Source organism: Corynebacterium sp. ACRPH, assembly GCF_022347285.1.
Taxonomy (GTDB): domain Bacteria; phylum Actinomycetota; class Actinomycetes; order Mycobacteriales; family Mycobacteriaceae; genus Corynebacterium.
The window spans coordinates 1-17,555 of record NZ_JAKRND010000026.1; the positions used below are offsets into that span (position 1 = coordinate 1).

At 65.5% G+C, this 17,555-nt stretch carries 13 protein-coding genes; 5 read left to right on the forward strand and 8 right to left on the reverse strand.

The window, feature by feature from the left end:
- Both ligA and MHX66_RS10100 read left to right on the forward strand, forming a co-directional pair.
- Positions 1 to 1,884 (forward strand): NAD-dependent DNA ligase LigA (gene ligA, locus MHX66_RS10095; RefSeq protein WP_239202777.1); only part of this gene is annotated, 1,884 nt, incomplete at its 5' end.
- Positions 1,885 to 1,907: 23 nt separating this feature from the next.
- Entirely contained in the window at positions 1,908 to 2,798 is an 891-nt protein-coding gene (locus MHX66_RS10100; RefSeq protein WP_239202778.1) for an aldo/keto reductase, read from the forward strand.
- A gap of 73 nt (positions 2,799 to 2,871) precedes the next feature.
- Here MHX66_RS10100 and MHX66_RS10105 read toward each other — a convergent pair whose 3' ends face one another.
- The 3 genes from MHX66_RS10105 to MHX66_RS10115 all read right to left on the reverse strand — a co-directional run bounded on the left by MHX66_RS10105 (position 2,872) and on the right by MHX66_RS10115 (position 6,501).
- Complete coding sequence (locus tag MHX66_RS10105) at positions 2,872 to 3,987, reverse strand: hypothetical protein (RefSeq protein ID WP_239202779.1); 1,116 nt, start codon at positions 3,985 to 3,987, stop codon at positions 2,872 to 2,874.
- A 7-nt stretch (positions 3,988 to 3,994) separates the two neighbouring features.
- Positions 3,995 to 5,182 carry a tRNA 2-thiouridine(34) synthase MnmA gene (gene mnmA / locus MHX66_RS10110; protein WP_239202780.1) on the reverse strand — a complete coding sequence of 396 codons (1,188 nt, stop codon included), beginning with the start codon at positions 5,180 to 5,182 and terminating at the stop codon, positions 3,995 to 3,997.
- A 68-nt stretch (positions 5,183 to 5,250) separates the two neighbouring features.
- A complete protein-coding gene (locus MHX66_RS10115; protein ID WP_370646308.1) occupies positions 5,251 to 6,501 on the reverse strand; it encodes a cysteine desulfurase family protein in 1,251 nt (416 codons plus the stop codon).
- A gap of 326 nt (positions 6,502 to 6,827) precedes the next feature.
- Between MHX66_RS10115 and MHX66_RS10120 the strand changes: the two genes are divergently transcribed.
- Complete coding sequence (locus MHX66_RS10120) at positions 6,828 to 8,027, forward strand: ATP-binding protein (RefSeq protein WP_239202781.1); 1,200 nt, start codon at positions 6,828 to 6,830, stop codon at positions 8,025 to 8,027.
- Between the two features lie 90 nt (positions 8,028 to 8,117).
- Here MHX66_RS10120 and MHX66_RS10125 read toward each other — a convergent pair whose 3' ends face one another.
- From MHX66_RS10125 to MHX66_RS10145, 5 genes are all read right to left on the reverse strand, one after another.
- On the reverse strand, positions 8,118 to 9,071 hold the full coding sequence (locus tag MHX66_RS10125) for an electron transfer flavoprotein subunit alpha/FixB family protein (RefSeq protein ID WP_239202783.1): 954 nt from the start codon (positions 9,069 to 9,071) through the stop codon (positions 8,118 to 8,120).
- A 21-nt stretch (positions 9,072 to 9,092) separates the two neighbouring features.
- Positions 9,093 to 9,881: an electron transfer flavoprotein subunit beta/FixA family protein gene (locus tag MHX66_RS10130; protein ID WP_034985575.1), complete on the reverse strand. Its 789-nt coding sequence runs from the start codon at positions 9,879 to 9,881 to the stop codon at positions 9,093 to 9,095.
- Positions 9,882 to 9,973: 92 nt separating this feature from the next.
- Positions 9,974 to 11,203 (reverse strand): SAM-dependent methyltransferase, encoded by a 1,230-nt coding sequence (locus MHX66_RS10135; protein ID WP_239202785.1) that lies wholly within the window; start codon positions 11,201 to 11,203, stop codon positions 9,974 to 9,976.
- 13 nt (positions 11,204 to 11,216) lie between these two features.
- Positions 11,217 to 12,128, reverse strand: a complete 912-nt coding sequence (locus tag MHX66_RS10140; protein ID WP_239202787.1) for an NUDIX hydrolase — start codon at positions 12,126 to 12,128, stop codon at positions 11,217 to 11,219.
- Between the two features lie 41 nt (positions 12,129 to 12,169).
- Positions 12,170 to 13,111, reverse strand: coding sequence for an ABC transporter ATP-binding protein (locus MHX66_RS10145; RefSeq protein WP_239202789.1), 942 nt, complete (start codon positions 13,109 to 13,111; stop codon positions 12,170 to 12,172).
- Positions 13,112 to 13,179: 68 nt separating this feature from the next.
- On the opposite strand from MHX66_RS10145, the gene MHX66_RS10150 reads away from it, so the two are divergent.
- A complete protein-coding gene (locus tag MHX66_RS10150; RefSeq protein ID WP_239202791.1) occupies positions 13,180 to 15,204 on the forward strand; it encodes an alpha-1,4-glucan--maltose-1-phosphate maltosyltransferase in 2,025 nt (674 codons plus the stop codon).
- A gap of 11 nt (positions 15,205 to 15,215) precedes the next feature.
- A complete protein-coding gene (gene glgB, locus MHX66_RS10155) occupies positions 15,216 to 17,351 on the forward strand; it encodes a 1,4-alpha-glucan branching protein GlgB (protein WP_239202793.1) in 2,136 nt (711 codons plus the stop codon).
- Positions 17,352 to 17,555: the final 204 nt, after the last annotated feature.

Here is a 17,555-nt window from a genome sequence, read left to right on the forward strand (position 1 = left end):
GAAGTCGCCCCCGCCCCGCCCACCAGCAGTCCGTTCCGCAACGTCGACCACCGCGAGCAGATGCTCAGCCTGGACAACGTCTTTGATACCGAGCAACTCGCCGGCTGGCTGGACCGCACCCCCGCGAAGACATATCTGACGGAGCTGAAGATCGACGGGGCGTCAATAAACCTCCTCTACATCGACGGCCAGCTGGAACTCGCGCTGACCCGCGGCGACGGTACGACGGGCGAGGACATCACCCACAACGCGCGGACCCTCGACGACATCCCGGATACCCTCCACGGCACCGACGAATTCCCCGTACCGGCTCTGGTGGAAATCCGCGGCGAGGTGTTCATCGACGTCGAGGATTTCGCCGCCATGAACGCCCAGCGCCAGGCCGAGGGGCTGAAGATGTTCGCCAACCCCCGCAATGCCGCCGCCGGCGCGATGCGGCAGAAGAATTCCGCGGAGACGGCCAAGCGCCCGCTGAAGTTGATTTGCCACGGTATCGGCGCGCGCGAGGGCTTCTCCCCCGCGTCCCAGCACGATGCGTACCGCGCGATTGCCGCGTGGGGGCTGCCGGTTAGCCCTTACACCAAGCAGGTTCACTCCGCCAACGAGGTCCAGCAGCAGGTCGAGTACTGGGGTGAACACCGCCACGACGCGGCGCACGAGATGGACGGGCTAGTCGTCAAGGTCGATTCCTTGGAAGAGCAGCTGGAGCTCGGCCACACCAGCCGTGCCCCACGCTGGGCGATCGCGTACAAGTACCCGCCGGAAGAGGCGATGACCACGCTGCACAACATCCGCGTCGGCATTGGCCGCACGGGTCGGGCTACGCCTAAGGCCATCGTGGCGCCAAAGTATATTGCGGGCTCCACGATATCGGATGCCACACTGCACAACCCGACGGAGGCCCACCGCAAGGGCGTGATGCTGGGCGATACGATCACCATCCGCAAGGCCGGCGAGGTCATCCCAGAGGTGCTGGGCCCAGTCGAGGATAAGCGCACGGGCGCGGAGCGGCCTTTCCTGTTCTCGACGTTTTGCCCCGAGTGCGGCACCCGTTTGGCTCCTTCGAAGGTTGGTGACGCCGACTGGCGTTGCCCCAACACTCAATACTGCCCTGGTCAGTTGCATACCCGGTTGACGTATCTGGCTTCTCGCAAGGCGTTTGATATCGACGCTTTGGGGGAAAAGGGCGCTTATGATCTGATCCATTCCGGTGTGTTGGCCGACGAGTCGGAGCTATTCGACCTGACCGCCAAGGATCTGGAAAAGACCAGCTCGTATGCGACGAAGGCCGGGAAGCTGAATAAGTCCGGTGAGACTCTGCTGGAGAAGCTGCAGACGGCGAAGGAGGCAGACCTGTGGCGAGTGCTGGTCGCGCTGTCCATCCGGCACGTAGGTCCAACTGCGGCGAAGGCTTTGGCGAAGCATTTCGAGTCAGTGGAAGACATCGCCTCTGCTTCAGTGGAGGACATGGCCGGTATCGACGGCGTGGCCGGGACGATCGCGGAGTCGATTTCGGATTGGTTCACGGTGGATTGGCACCGCCGGATCGTGGATCGCTGGGCGGCTGCTGGCGTGCGGATGCACCAGGAGGCCGGGGAAGCTTCCGGAGAGGCGGATGGCGTGGATTCTGCGCTGTTGGAGGGCCTGACGATCGTAGTCACCGGTTCGCTGGAGGACTTTGACCGCACGGCTGCGAAGGAGGCCATCGAGGCCCGAGGCGGCAAGGCGGCGGGCAGCGTGTCAAAGAAGACGGACTTCCTGGTGGCGGGTGAGAAGGCCGGTTCCAAGTTGAAGAAGGCCGAGGACCTGGGCGTGCCGGTGCTGGACGAGGCAAGCTTTAAGGAACTGCTAGAAAACGGCGCAAACCGAACGGCGCAAAACTGAACTGAGTAGAGAGGCAGGAACGAATGACTGAAACCACAGCACTTTCCCTCCCTGAGATCGGGCTCGGCACATACAAGCTGCAGGGCCAGGCGGGCGCGGACTCCGTGGCCGCGGGCATCCGCGCGGGCTACCGCCTGATCGACACGGCCTACAACTACGAAAACGAGGGCGCTGTGGGCGCGGGCATCCGCGCCGCGACTGGCTACCCAGCGCCCGGAAACGCAGCGGCCGGAACCGCGGGCGCACCTGACGCCGCGGACTCTGCCAGCGCGATCCGCCGCGACGAGGTGATCGTCACCTCAAAGCTGCCCGGCCGCTACCAGCGGCACGACGACGCTGTAGCTTCCGTCGAAGAATCCCTCTTCCGTTTGGGGCTGGATAGCATCGACCTGCACCTCATCCACTGGCCGAATCCCAAGCAGGGCCACTATGTCGAAGCCTTCGAAACGCTGCTGGAGCTGCGCGAACGCGGGCTGATCCGCCACGTGGGCGTGTGCAACTTCCTGCCCGAGCACCTGGAGGCCGTCCACGCCGCTACCCGCGAGTACCCGGTGGTCAACCAGATCGAGCTGCACCCGCACTTCCCGCAGGCCGAGGCCGTCGCGGCACACCGCGAGCTCGGCATCGTAACGCAGGCATGGTCGCCGCTGTTGCGCGGCGCGGTTCTGGAGGAGCCGGTCATTGCCGAGATTGCTGAAGCCCACTCCGCAACCCCCGGGCAGGTCGTCCTAGCGTGGCACCGCGGCCGCGGGGTGCTGGCGATCCCGAAGGCTGCTTCTGAGGAGCGGCAGCGCGAAAACTTGGACTCGCTGAACGTGACGCTGAGCGACGCAGAGATCGAAGCGATCACCGCGCTGGGGCACCCGGATGGGCGCCGGAAGAACCAGGATCCGGCGGTCTACGAGGAGTTTTAGCACGGCTGGCGTGCACCGCGCTCAGGCGCGCTCAGACGCGCCGTTCTGCGCTGGTACGGCCTCAGTTGCGAAATCAGTTGCGCCAGAGCAGCTCCGCCGCGTGGCGCGCCCGAGCTGCAGCCACGGAGGCCTGCGCGGCGGTGCGCTTGCCCTCGGGCACCACAAGGTCCACCAGCCCCGGCAGTTCGTCGGCGGGCAGGGTCCACTGCTCCCACTGGCGCAGAACAGCGCGGGCGATGTCGCCCGCGGCGGCCTCCACGTCGGCCCCGCTGACGTCCTCGGCAGTGGCGCCGACACTCTCCCCACCGGCTGGCCCCGGATGAGCAGCAGTATTCCCTGGGGCGCCGGCGGTATCCCCGCCGGCTGACGGAGCCGCCTGGGGCACCGCCCAACCAATCCCCTGGCCGCGTCCAATCATCCCGCCAACCAGGTCTTTACCGCTGGTTGTCTGCAACTGATCCGCGGGCACCACGATGCGATGGAAGCCGGGCGCGTGCGAGAGGGCGTCATCGATAAAAGACCCCGTGTCCAGCACCACCGGACGCGCGACCTGCTGCTGGAAGCGCTGCCACACCCCGTAGATGAACTCACGGTCGACGGCGGGGATGGTATCGAAGCGGGTGGCGCCGGGCAGGCCGCCAATGACCTCGCGGACGCGCGGCTCGTGGAGTGCAATGATGACCTCACAGCCGAGCGCCGCCGACAGCGCGCCCGCGACCTGCTCCACGCCGAAGCCCAGGTGCAGGGCGCAATCCTTAAACGCCGGACGGTCGCGCAGCACGGGGTGGCCGCGGAACTCCACCTCCGCACCGAAGGTCCACGGGCCGGTAACGTGCAGCATCAGCCGCTCGACCTTGCCCGCCAGCAGCTCCTCGGCGGCATCCGTCGCCTCGCGTACCCAGCCGTCCATGCGCCGGGATTCCAGGCTCGGGTGGGCGGTCAGCTCCCAGCCACGGGGATTAGCGCGAATCGGCAGCTGCGCGAAGCTAGTCGTCAGCGCAGTAAGGTCCCCCGCCCGCCCGCAGCGCGGGAACGACAAAACCGGGGGCACGCCCGTGTCCTCGTCCACGTCGCACGTGCGGGTCAGTGCAGACTGGATCGCGGCGCGCACCTCCGCGTGATCCGTGACGGTGTTCTCCCACCACCCCAGGCGCCCGATCGGCTCCGACTGCTCGGTGTTGTCTGCCATCACCGCGCTAAGCCTCTGCCGGCGTTGCGCACTCATCTGCGCTGCCAGCGGCTTCGGCGTCGCTCCACGGCGCGGTAGCGCGGATGGTGCCGCTGCCCAGCAGGATGTCGCCTTCGGCGTCCGGCTGGTAGACCACGGCGGCCTGACCGCGCGCCACACCTTGCAGCGGCTCGTGCAGGTCCAGCTCCAGGCGCCACGGGCTCTCCCCCTCCTTCTTGACACGCCCCGCCGGCGTGGTCCCCTCCGGGTCGTCCACCAGCCGTGCGGTGGCGGGCACTACCCCACCGTGGGCGCGCACCTGCACCTCGCACTCAAACTCGCGGCCGTGCACGGAAGGGTCCAGGCGCTTCAGCCGATCGGCCGTAATCCCACCGACCCGTAGATCGTCGCGCTGGCCGATGGTGACGGTGCCCGTGGCGGCGTCAATATCCGTCACATAGCGCGGCTTGCCGTCCAGCCCCTCGCGCGGAAGTCCCAAGCCCTTGCGTTGGCCGATGGTGAAGCCATACACGCCGTCGTGCTCCGCGACGGTCGAACCGTCCTGGTCCTTCATCAGCCCCGGTCGCAGGCCGATCTGCTTGCCTAGAAACGCCTGCGTCTGGCCGTCGGGAATGAAGCAGATGTCGTGGGAGTCCGGCTTGGAAGCCACGCCGAAACCGTGGTCCTTCGCTTCTTCGCGGATCTCCGGCTTGATCGTGTCTCCAACCGGGAACATGCAGTGTGCCAGCTGCTCGTCGGTCAGCACGCCCAGCACATAAGACTGGTCCTTGTTGGCGTCCACTCCGCGGCGCATCACGCCGTCGTGCAGGCGAGCGTAGTGCCCGGTCACCACTGCGTCGAATCCCAGCGCGATGGAACGGTCCAGCAGCGCCTCGAACTTGATCTTCTCGTTGCACCGCAGGCACGGGTTCGGAGTCTCACCGATGGCGTAGGAATCCACGAAATCGTCGATCACGTCGGCCTTGAAGCGGTCAGAAAAATCCCACACGTAGAAAGGAATCCCCAGCTTGTCGGCCACGCGGCGTGCGTCCGCGGAGTCCTCCAGGGAGCAGCACCCGCGCGAACCCGCCCGCACGGCCTCGGGAGACTGGGATAGCGCCAGGTGTACGCCGATCACTTCGTGCCCGGCCTCGAGCGCTCGGGAGGCCGCGACGGCGGAATCCACACCGCCACTCATTGCTGCTACTACTCGCATGTTTGGCACCCTACTCGCGTACCGGCCTCTTAGGCCATTCCGCTGAGCCATTCAGCTGGCCCACCCAGCTAGGCCATTCCAGCGGCGCGGGCCTGCTCGACCACGCGCGGCAGGATGCCCGCCAGGTACTCGACCTGGTCGTCGGTGATGTCCGTCCCCAGAGTTATCCGCAGCGCACCACGGGCAACGTCCACTGGCACGCCCATGGCGGTCAGCACGTGGCTGGCGCGGTTCACCCCGGCGCTGCAGGCGGAGCCCGTCGATGCATCCACCCCGGCGGCGTCCAAAAGCATGATCAGCGAGTCGCCCTCCGCGCCGGGGAAGCTCATGTGCAGGTGCCCGGGCAGCGCGCCGACCTCAGGAGTCCAAATCCGCACGCCGTCAATGCCCTGCGCCGCCGCCCGTAGCCTCTCGCGCGCCACGCGCATTCTGGCGGTTGCTTGTTCTAGTTCTTTAATTGATGACGCCAACGCCGCCGCACATCCCACTGCACCCTGCACGTTCACGGTGCCGGAGCGGAGCTTTCGCTCCTGGCCGCCCCCGTGCACGGGGCTTAAGATGTCCGCGTCCCGGCGGGCAAGCAGCAGGCCCGTGTTTTTCGGGCCTCCGAACTTGTGGGCGCTGGCGGCCAGCGTGGTGGCGCCGAGGGCGTGGAAGTCGACGGGGACGTGGCCGACGGCTTGCACTGCGTCGGTGTGGAAGGGCACGCCGTTGTCGCGGGCGAAACTGGCGAGAGTCTCCACCGGCTGGATAGCGCCGGTCTCGTTGTTGGCCCACATGCAGGTCAGCAGTGCGAGGTCGTTAGGCGCGCCCGCGCTACCTTCTAGGCCGACAATCCAGTCTTCGGCGCGGATGCGGCCGGCGGCGTCCACAGGAAGAACCGCACGGTCAAAGCCCAGATCGAGCGGCCCGGCCGTGAGCCAGTCGACGGACTCGACCACGGCGGGGTGTTCGATGTCGGAGCTGGCGATCACGTGTGCGCCACGGTGAGCCTTCGAACCAAACGCGAGCCCCTGGATGGCGATGTTGTCGGCCTCCGTGCCGGAGCCGGTGAAGATCACCTCTGCTGCATCCGCGCCGAGGAGTTCGGCGATCTGCTCACGGGCGTCCTCGAGGCTCCGGCGGGCATCGCGGCCGGTCTTGTACTGGCCTGCCGGATTCAGCAGCTCCGCGGCGCGCTCCATCGCCTCCTGCGCTTCGGGGCGCAAGGCCTGAGACGCCGCGTTGTCCACATACAGGCGCCCCCGCGCGCTCGCTGCACTACGTCCCGCGGCACCAGCTCCCGCGCCGTCGGTTTCTGCGCTGTTGGTCTTGTTCACGCCCCTACCCTACTTCTTGGGCGCCGCACACCGCTCATGGGGCTGTTGGCCCCTGCTAGTATTCTGGTACTCAGAGTCGATGGTTGCAGGAGCGACAACAATGGGTCTCGCAGAGTTTCTATTGATGGTACTGATCGCGCTTCTTGCCCTTACGGTTCCTGGCCTTCTCATCGCGATCATCTATATGCTTCGGAAGAACAAGAAGGACGAGGACACAGACAAGGACACAGCCGGACCCAGAGATCTCAGATCTAACACTTCTAACAAGCCCGCCGAGATCTAACGGATCTAACAAAATTTGCCAGAGTGCCACTATGCTGTGGGGCATGTCCGATCCCTCAGGCCAGCCCGCTGCACCCGGCAAACGCAACCCCTTCCGCCCCAGCTTCGGCACGTCGCCGTACTACCTGGCGGGCAGAGCGGAACTACTGCAGGATTTCGAGCTCAGCCTCGCCGAAGGCCCCGGCTCCCCGCACCGCACGATCTTAGCCAGCGGTCTCCGTGGCGTGGGCAAAACGGTGCTGCTTAACGAGATCGAGGACAAAGCCCGCGCCCAGGGTTGGATCGTCCTGCGCGCCTACCCCAATAGCGACATGATCGCGGAGCTGGTTGAAACGACCATCCCCACCGCCATCACTAGCATCGAGCAGCCACCGGAGCGCAAGCTTTCCGGGGCCTCCATCACCGGCGTGGGCAGCTTCCGCACGGAAGCGCACTCGCGGGCCGAAGAACTCCGTAGCGTACCGACGCTCATCACCCGCCTACGCGAACTCTCCGACGTGATCACCGGCACCGGCATCCTCATCACCCTCGACGAGCTGCAATCCGCCGACCTCGACCAGCTCCACCGCCTGGCCACAGCGGTCCAGGACCTCATGCGCGACGAGCGCGACATCGCCTTCGTCTGCGCAGGTCTACCCCACGGCGTGGACACGCTACTGCAGCACGAGGGCACCACGTTCCTCCGCCGCGCCTTCCGCGTAGACCTCCACGCTGTGCCGACTGAGGAAGTCTCGAAGACCCTCGCCATCACCGCCGCGGATTCTGGCCGCCCTTTTACTGATGACGCCCTAGTCCGCGCCACCGACATTTGCCGCGGATACCCATACCTCATCCAAGTGGTTGGCGCACTGTCCTGGGCGGCTGCCGGGATCGACAGTTCGAACACCATCGAAGCCACACACGTGGAGACGGCCTCCCAGCGGGCTATCGACCGCATGACTAGCCACGTCCACCGGCCCGCGCTCAGCCGCCTGCCGGAGGGCGAAATGAACTTCCTCCGCGCGATGGCTGCGATTAGTGCCGACGAAGGGGCGTCCGAACCAGAACCGGTGAGTGCAGCAGCACCGGCAACGAGAGCTGTCAAGACTGGCGACATCGCCACTCACCTGGGCGTGGAGCCGAGAGGCCTGTCCACCTGGCGGAGCCGCCTCATTACCCGCGATCTGATCGAGCCGGCGGGATTCGGTCGCGTGCGATTCACACTGCCGTACATGGAGGACTACATCCGACAGCAGGACGCATAGCGCCGAACAGGGCACAAGAAAAACCGGCGCCCTCCCGCCTGCGAAAAGCTAAGCGAAAGGGCGCCGGCTGTTAAAGCCTAGGGCGAAGAACTACTTGCGGTTCTTCAGCTCCTCGGTAGCCTGCGGAGCAACCTTGAACAGGTCGCCGACAACACCGAAGTCTGCGATCTCGAAGATGGAAGCCTCTTCGTCCTTGTTCACAGCAACGATGGTTTTGGAGGTCTGCATACCAGCCTTGTGCTGGATAGCGCCGGAGATACCCAGTGCGATGTACAGGTTCGGGGAGACCGTAACACCGGTCTGACCAACCTGGAACTTGCCCGGGTAGTAGTCGGCGTCCACAGCCGCACGGGAAGCACCAACAGCGGCACCCATGACGTCGGCCAGCGGCTCGACAACGTCGGTGAAGCCCTCGGAGCCACCCACGCCACGGCCACCGGAGACCACGATGTTGGCCTCGGTCAGGTCCGGACGGTCGCCAGCCTCAGCCGGAGCGAAGGAGGTGATGGTGACGGCGGTCGTGCCAGCACCCGGCAGCTCAACCTGCTGGACGTTGCCGGCGGCAGCCTGCGGCTCCGGATCCAGGGAGCCCGGAGCCAGGGTGAAGACCGGGGATGCGCCAGCGGCGGAAGCGGTAACGGTGTAAGCGCCACCGAAGATGCTGATCTCAGCGGACTTCTCGGCGGTGATGCTGCTGGTGTTGTACAGAACACCGGAAGCAACACGGGCGCCTACGCGGCCTGCAACCTCGTTGCCCGTTGCGGTAGCGGAGACGATAACCGGAACCTGCAGCTGTGCTGCCAGGCCGGACAGCGCGTCGACCTCCGGGGTAACCAGCAGGGACTCTGCCTGATCGGACTCTGCGGCGTAGATGGTCTCTGCGCCGGCCTCGGCCAGTGCGCCCTGCAGCTTCTCGGTGGTGCCGGGAGCGCCAACAACAACGGCGCCGACGGTGCCGAACACGCGTGCAGCGGTGATCAGCTCGACGGTGGAGTTCTTCAGCTGACCCTCACCGTGCTCAACCAGTACTAGTACGTTGGTCATGTCCTTAAATCCCTACTTCCCTTAAACCAGCTTTTCCTTGACCAGGAACTCGACCAGCTGCTTGCCGCCCTCGCCCTCGTCGTTGACGATCTCACCAGCCGACTTCGGCGGCTTCGGGGTGGAAGCGGAAACGGAGGTGGTGGCGTTTGCCAGGCCAACGTTTGCAGCGTCCACGCCGATCTCTTCCAGAGACAGCTCTTCGATGGTCTTCTTCTTGGCAGCCATGATGCCCTTGAAGGCAGCGAAGCGCGGGGTGTTGGACTTCTCAGTCACAGACACGATGGCCGGGGTCGGAGCCTCCAGGCCGAACACGCCCTCTTCGGTAACGCGCTTACCGGTGACCTTGCCGCCCTCAACGCTCAGCTCTTCCATGTGAGTCAGAGCCGGGATCTGGCGGTACTCAGCCAGCAGGCCCGGGATGGAGCCAGCGCCACCGTCGGTGGAGGCGTTACCGGCGATAATCAGCTCGATGTCCTCGATCTGGTTCAGGGCGTTGGACAGGGTCCATGCGGTGCCCAGTGCGTCGGAGCCAGCCAGGTTCTCGTCGACAACCAGCTTGGCCTCGTCGCAGCCCAGGGACAGTGCCTTGCGCAGCGCCTCGGTTGCGCGCTCCGGGCCGACGGACAGAACGATGACGTTGCGGGAGCTGTCTGCTTCCTTCAGCTGCAGTGCAGCCTCAACAGCGTTTTCGTTAATTTCGTCCAGGACAGCGTCTGCGCTGTCGCGGTCGAGGGTGAAGTCATCGTCGGTGAGCTTGCGCTCGGAGTAGGTGTCCGGCACCTGCTTAACCAGAACAACGATGTTCGACATTCGTTGACCTTCCTGCTTGGGTATTGTGATTTGGCACCATAGTACCTACCACCAGGTGACCACCGCCACAAATTTCCTATATTGTTTTAGAACTACCCCCGCGAGCTGCGGCGCGCCCGGCAGATAAAGGCCACAGCCTTGGCGGCGCCGCCCTCGCCGATGCGCGTAACCACCACTGAGTACGCGGAATTCGCTGCCTCGGCACTGCTTCCGCCCGCGCCGCCCTTCTTCAGCTTCCACTTCTTCCGCAGCTCGTCGGGGTCCACATCCACGCCGCGCACGAGGATTTCCACGCTCTTGGCACCTAACGTCACCAACGCGGGGCGCGCCTTCTTCAGCGGCACTACTTCAATAACCTCAAAGCCACGCACGCCCGCGGGCAGCTCGTCGCCTGTCAGGTACGCGATGTGCGGATCCAGTTGCCACAGCCCGTGCCGCGCCGCGTACTGGCGCACCAGCCCGGCGCGCACGATGGCACCGTCGGGGTCCACGATGTAGCGCCCTGCCCCGCCCACGCGGTCGGTCTCGGGCTCGTCGCTTGTCACTGTTTCTTTAACTGATGACGCCCCCATCACCACCGCCCGGCGTCCCCGCCCCAGGATCGCAGGTGAATAAAGACACGTCTCCTTTACTCCTCCGTCGACGGAAACGACCTCCACGTGCCCGTCAAACTCGGAGTAGTCGATACCCGGCGCACATTTGACCACCAGATTGTCGTAGCAGTCCATAAGCTCCGGCAGTGGTGGCTGCAGGTCCTCCAGCTTGGCGATGCGCCCCGAGGAGTTCCGGCGTGCGGGGTCCGCCACCACCACGCCGGATCTCGGCATGCCGGACTTCAGCGTGCCGGATGTCAGATCATCAACGAAGGCGGGGCGCAGCGCATCCATCCGCACGACCGGAACCTCGGGCACATTGAAGCGAGCCATCCGCAGGCGCTGGTGGTCCAGGTCCCCGCCCAGCACGCGCAGGCCCGCAGCGGAAAGCGCGTGCAGCTCGGTGCCGATGCTGCAGGTGACATCCACGGCAGCCTCCACCCCGGCGGCCTTCAACACCTCCGCGCGCCACGCGGCGACCACTGGCGGGGTGGCCTGCTGGACTGATTCACTATCCATCAGCCAGTTCTCCGGCAGCTTGCCTGCCCGGCGGGCCTGTACCAGTTCCACCAGGGCACGAGCGTGCTCGCCGTGTGCCTTACGCAGGTGGGAAAGGTCCTGCACGAGGGATTTCTTGGTCAGCTGGTACGTGGTGGCGTCATTAATAAGGGGCGAACCAGCGGCGCAATCGGTGAGTAGAAAATCCAGCTCGGCAGCAGAAAAGGCCATCTTTGCGCGCGTCCTACTGCTCGTAGGAGTCGGGGCGGCTGGCGAAAGGGTTCTCCGGCATCTCGGCGGGGTCGACGACGAACTTCATGCCCGGCGCGAACTGGCGGGTAGGTGCGCCGTACATCTGCTGCTCCATCAGGTAGTACTCGGCCATGTACGGCTCGTCGACGGGCTCCTCGAGCACCGGATCGACGGAAAGGCTGGAGGAAAACTCCAGAACCTCCTCGACGGTGCGGAAGGTATCCAGCAACTTCAGCTGTGCCCACGTCGGCGGCATCAGGGAGATCTTGCGGGAGCGCCACCCGTCCAGCAGCGTGGAGGGACGGAACCAGCCCGTCGAAGTGGCTTCCGGAGTATCAGCCCGGGTCTCCTGCCCCTCCGGCATAGCGGCCACAAAGAAGGCTGTGTCGTAGCGGATCGGCTGCTCTACCGGGGTGACCCAGTTGGCCCAGGGGCGCAGCAGGTCGGAGCGCAAGACCAGGTTGTTGTTGCTCATGAAGTCGGAGAAGCTCAGCTGGTGGTTCTCCAGCAGCTTGCGTTCTTCCTGGTAGGGCGTGGTGTCCACCACTGGGGAGCCATCGCGGTGGGTGGCCAGCAGCGTGCCGCACTCCTCGAAGGTTTCGCGCACCGCGGCACACACCAGGGCGCGGGCCATACTTTCCGGCTTCTGCAGGCGCTTGGCCCACCACTTGACTTCCGCGCCCTGCCAATTGATGGCTGGCGACATGTGGCCATCGCCGTCGACATCTCCCGGCATGTCGCGGAAATCCACCCCGCCGCCTGGGAAAACCGTCATCTCCGCGCAGAACTTCATGGTCGAGGCACGCTCCTGGACGTACACCTCGATCCCCGACAACGTGTCGCGCAACAGAATCACCGTTGACGCGTGACGTGGCTGCACTGGGCCCAAACGGTTTTCCTTCATGGATCAGAGTCTACCGATCTTCCTAGCGGTGGTCGCTGTCTTCACCGGGCTCCACTGGCTCCACCGGCCCCACCGGAACGGTGGCTACCCCGGCGCTGGCGGCTGCGGCGGGCGAACCAGCGGCCGTCTTCGTGCTTAACCTCGATCGGCTGGTGGAAGGCGCGGGTGAGGTTCTCGCTGGTCATTACGTCTTCCAGGATTCCCTGGGCCACAACCTCGCCTTCATCCAGCAGCAGGGCGTGGGTGAACCCCGGCGGGATCTCCTCCACGTGGTGGGTGATCATCACGATCGCCGGCGAGTCCGCATCCGCCGCCAGGTCCGACAGCAGCGCCACCAAGTCCTCGCGGCTACCGAGGTCCAGGCCGGCGCCCGGCTCGTCCAGCAGTAGCAGCTCGGGGTCGTTCATCAGGGCGCGGGCGATCAGTACGCGCTTGCGTTCGCCTTCGCTTAGGGTCCTCCAGGTCTGCTCGGCCAGGTGGTAGGCGCCGACGCTTTCCAGGATCTCGATGGCGCGCTCGTAGTCCAGCTCGTCGTAGTCCTCGCGCCAGCGGCCCAGCACGTCATAACCGGCGGAGATGACGATATCCGCGACCTTCTCATCCCCCGGCACGCGCTGCGCCAGCGCCGAGGAGCTCATGCCGATGGCGGTGCGCAGCTCGCGCAGGTCCACCTTGCCCACCTGCTCGCCGATGAGCTTCACGGTGCCAGTGGTCGGGAACATCTGCGCCGATGCCAGGCGCATCAGGGTGGTCTTGCCCGCCCCGTTGGGGCCGACGATGATCCAGCGTTCGTCCAGCTCCACCTGCCAATCCATCGGCGCCAGGATGGCCCGTCCGTCGCGCACAACGGAGACGTTGCGCATGTTTACGATCAGGTCGTCCTCGTCAGCCTGCGCGGTGGCCGGGGTGGAAATCAAGTTCGTCACGTTCTCGCTCACTCCCCCATGGTGCCTCAAGATCCGCGCGAAGTGTGCCAACAACATAGGCTTGCTGTGTAAGCACCAACGCGAACCGCCAACGGATCCCCACTGCCATCTGAAGGAGCTTCCCCATGACCGGCCGCCTCGGCATCGACTGCATCTCCCCCGTTATCTCCCACGGAGCCACCCCCGCAAAGGCCATCGTCGGCCAGGTGTTCCCGGTTAGCGCAAGCGTCTGGCGCGAGGGGCACGACGCCATCTCCGCCACCCTCGTCGTCCGTCGCCCCGCCGGTGCCGAGGGTGGCCGCGCGAAGATCACGATGTCGCCTGACCCCGATGACGTCGACCGTCGCCATGCCGTGTTCGTTCCGGATGTGCCGGGTATGTGGACCTTTCGTGTTGACGCCTGGTCGGACCCAGCGGCCACATGGTTCAACGCAATCACCAAGAAGGTAGCCGCAGGACAGGATGCCCAGGCGCTGGCCAATGATTTTGAGCTCGGCGCGCGCCTGTTCGAGCGGGCGGCGGAAAAGGCCTCCCGTAAGCACCGGGAGCTGGTGGCTTCCGTACCCGGCCAGCTGCGCGATGAGTCCTTGAGCATTGACGAGCGCCTGGCCACCGCCCTGTCTCCGGAGATCAAGGAGGCCCTGGACAAGCGCCCGCTGCGCGACCTGCTGACCCGCGGCCCGGAGTTCCACGTGCTGGTGGAGGAAAAGACCGCCGGCGTGGGTGCCTGGTACGAGATGTTCCCCCGCTCCACTGGCGGCTGGGATGCCGACGGCAACCCGGTGCACGGCACCTTCGCCACCGCTGGCGCGGACCTGCCGCGCATCGCGGGCATGGGCTTCGACGTGCTGTACCTGCCGCCGATTCACCCGATCGGCGAGATCAACCGCAAGGGTAAGAACAACACTCTGACCCCCACCCCGGAGGACGTCGGATCCCCGTGGGCCATCGGCTCCAAGGACGGCGGCCACGAGGCCGTGCACCCGCGCCTCGGTACCGTCGAGGACTTCGAGAACTTCGTCGCCGCCGCCAACGAGCATGGTCTGAAGGTCGCCTTGGACCTGGCACTGCAGTGCGCCCCCGACCACCCGTGGGCTAAGGAGCACCCGGAGTGGTTCACCGTGCTGCCGGACGGCACCATCGCCTACGCCGAGAACCCGCCGAAGAAGTATCAGGACATCTACCCGCTGAACTTCGACAACGACCCGGAGGGACTATACCGCGAGGTACTGAAGGTCGTGCGCCTGTGGATCGGCCGCGGCGTACGCATCTTCCGCGTGGATAACCCGCACACCAAACCCACGAACTTCTGGCAGTGGCTGATCGCCGAGGTCCACGCCACCGACCCGGACGTGGTCTTCCTCTCCGAGGCCTTTACTCGCCCGCCGCGCCTCTACGGCCTGGCAAAGGCGGGATTCACGCAGTCCTACAGCTACTTCACCTGGAAGACCACCAAGGAGGAGCTAGAGGAGTTCGCCGGGGACATCGTCAAATACGCCGATGTCTTCCGCCCGAACCTGTTCGTCAATACCCCGGACATCCTGCACGAATCCCTGCAGACCGGCGGCAAGGCCATGTTCGCCATCCGCGCCGCTCTGGCCTCCACCCTCTCCCCGCTGTGGGGCGTGTACTCCGGCTTTGAGATCTACGAATCCACGCCGGTTCACGCCGGCTCGGAGGAATACCTGGACTCCGAGAAGTACGAGCTGCGTCCGCGCGACTACTCAGTAGACAACTGCGCTGAATGGATCAGGGATCTGAACCTGTGGCGTCAAGAAAACCCGGCGCTACAGCAACAGCGCACCCTGCGCTTGCACGAGACCACGAGCGACGACCTCCTCGCGTACTCGAAGGTCGACGGTGTTACCGGCAACGCGGTGCTCGTGGTGGTGAACCTGAACCCCAACGCGATCGTCGAGGGCTCCGTGCACCTGGATACCGAAGCGCTCGGCCTGGGCGCGCCGGAAGATGCGCACTTCGAGGTCACCGATCTACCGACGAACCAGACCTACACCTGGGGCGCCAGCAACTACGTGCGCCTGGATCCGGACTTCCAGGTTGCGCACATCTTCCGGCTGCCCACCCTTGGTGAGGGTGAGCGCGAGCGCGTCTGCACGCGAGCCCAGGAAGAATACGATCCCCGCAGGTAGAATCGGCGGGTATGAACCACGATTACCATCGGCTCGCAGAACGTAGGCACCACGCCCCGCACGACGTGCTTGGGGCACACGAAAACGGCGACGGAACCACCACCATCCGCACTGTCCAGTGCGGGGCGGAGTCCGTCGCCGTGCGCATCAACGGCGGCGAGCCGGTGCCGATGGCGGCGGCCGAAGAATACCCAGCGCTATTCACCGCGACCGTGGACTACTTCGTGGACACCTACGTATTCGAAGTCACCTGGGCCGACGGCACCACCGCCACCCTGGAAGATCCTTACCGGCGCCTGCCGACCGTCGGCGACCTCGACCGCTACCTCATCGGCGAAGGCCGTCACGAGGAGCTGTGGAAGGTTCTCGGCGCGCACGTAGTGGACGGTGGCGTGGCCTTTTCCGTGTGGGCGCCGCATGCCGCGGGTGTTTCCGTGATCGGCGACTTCAACGGCTGGAACGCCAACCAGCACCCGATGCGCGCGCTGGGTAGCAGTGGCATCTGGGAGCTGTGGATCCCCAGCGTGGGCGCCGGGGCGCACTACAAGTTCTCCATCACCACCGGCGACGGCGTGCGCCTGGACAAGGCCGACCCGATGGCGCGCCTGGCCGAGCCCGCGCCCGCGACCGCTTCCATCGTCGTGGAGGACAGCGACTACGCCTGGGGTGACGACGAATGGCTAGCTCACCGCGCCGCCGTGGGCGTGGACGAGACCATGAGCATTTACGAGATGCACCTAGGCAGCTGGCGCAAGGGACGCAGCTACCGGGAGCTGGCCGCGGAGCTGGTGGAGTACGTGCAGAGGCTGGGCTACACCCACGTAGAGCTCATGGGCGTCTCCGAGCACCCCTTTGAACCTTCTTGGGGCTACCAGGTGACCAGCTACTACGCACCGAACAACCGCTACGGTGGCCCGGACGACCTGCGCTACCTGATCGATTCGCTGCACCGCGCCGGTATCGGCGTGATTATGGACTGGGTTCCCGGCCACTTCCCCAAGGACGGCTGGGCTCTGGGCCGCTTCGACGGCGAGGCCTGCTACGAGCACCCGGATCCGCGCCGCGGCGAGCAGCCGGACTGGGGCACCTATGTGTTCGACTTCGGGCGCAACGAGGTGCGCAACTTCCTGGTGGCCAACGCTTTGTACTGGTGCAAGGAGTTCCACATCGACGGTCTGCGCGTGGACGCTGTGGCCTCGATGCTGTACCTCGACTACTCCCGCGATGACTGGCTGCCCAACCAGTTCGGCGGCCGCGAGAACCTGGATGCGGTGGACTTCCTGAAGGAAATGAACGCCACCGTGCACCGCGAGTGCCCGGGGTCACTGACTATCGCCGAGGAATCGACCTCCTGGCTGGGCGTGACCGCCCCCACCAGCGAGGGCGGCCTGGGATTCAGCCTGAAGTGGAACATGGGCTGGATGCACGACAGCCTGGAGTACATCCAGCGCGACCCGGCCTACCGCAGCTACCACCACAATGAGATCACGTTCTCGATGGTCTACGCCTACTCCGAGAAGTACGTGCTGCCGATCAGCCACGACGAAGTCGTGCACGGCAAGGGAACCCTGTGGTCGCGTATGCCCGCCGGCTCCGCCTGGGACAAGGCGGCGATGGTGCGCAGCTACCTGGCGTTCATGTGGGCGCACCCGGGCAAGAAGCTGCTCTTCCAGGGGCAAGAATGGGGCCAGACCGAAGAGTGGAACGAGTCCCGCGGCCTGGATTGGCACGACCTCGAGGGCTGGGAGGGCGAGTTCCACCGTGGCATCAGCGCCCTGACCAGTCAGTTGAACAAGCTCTACCACTCCGAACCCGCTCTGGGGCAGGATCACGCGCCGGAGGGCTTCCAATGGATCGCCAGCGACGACTCGGCGAATAACGTTCTTTCCTTTATTCGACGCCACCGTGGGTGCGAGCTGGCGTGTGTAATCAACTTCTCGGGCACCACTCAGGAGAACTACCGCATCGGCCTGCCGCAGGCCGGCACGTGGCGCGAGGTGTTGAACACCGACGACGTGCAGTACGAGGGCGCCGGGCGCGTGAACGGCGACCTGCACACGGAACCCACCGGCTCCCATGGCATGGATGCCTCCGCCGTGCTGCAGATCCCGGCGCACACCGCGCGCTGGTTCGTGCTGGAGGGCTAAGCCCGGCTCAGCACTCGCAGCCACGGCGGCGAGTGTCGCGCCTGAGGGTGGCTAGCGTCAGCGCCGGTGCTTGCGCCCGCCTCGCCCGTTACCTTGTGAGTGTCCCTGATAATGGGGATAGTCGCTGGTCCCGGTATGGCTTACTTGCCCTGTAGTTTCCATAATCCGGGGGGTGTTGCCGCCGGGTGCCAGGACTTTCGATGA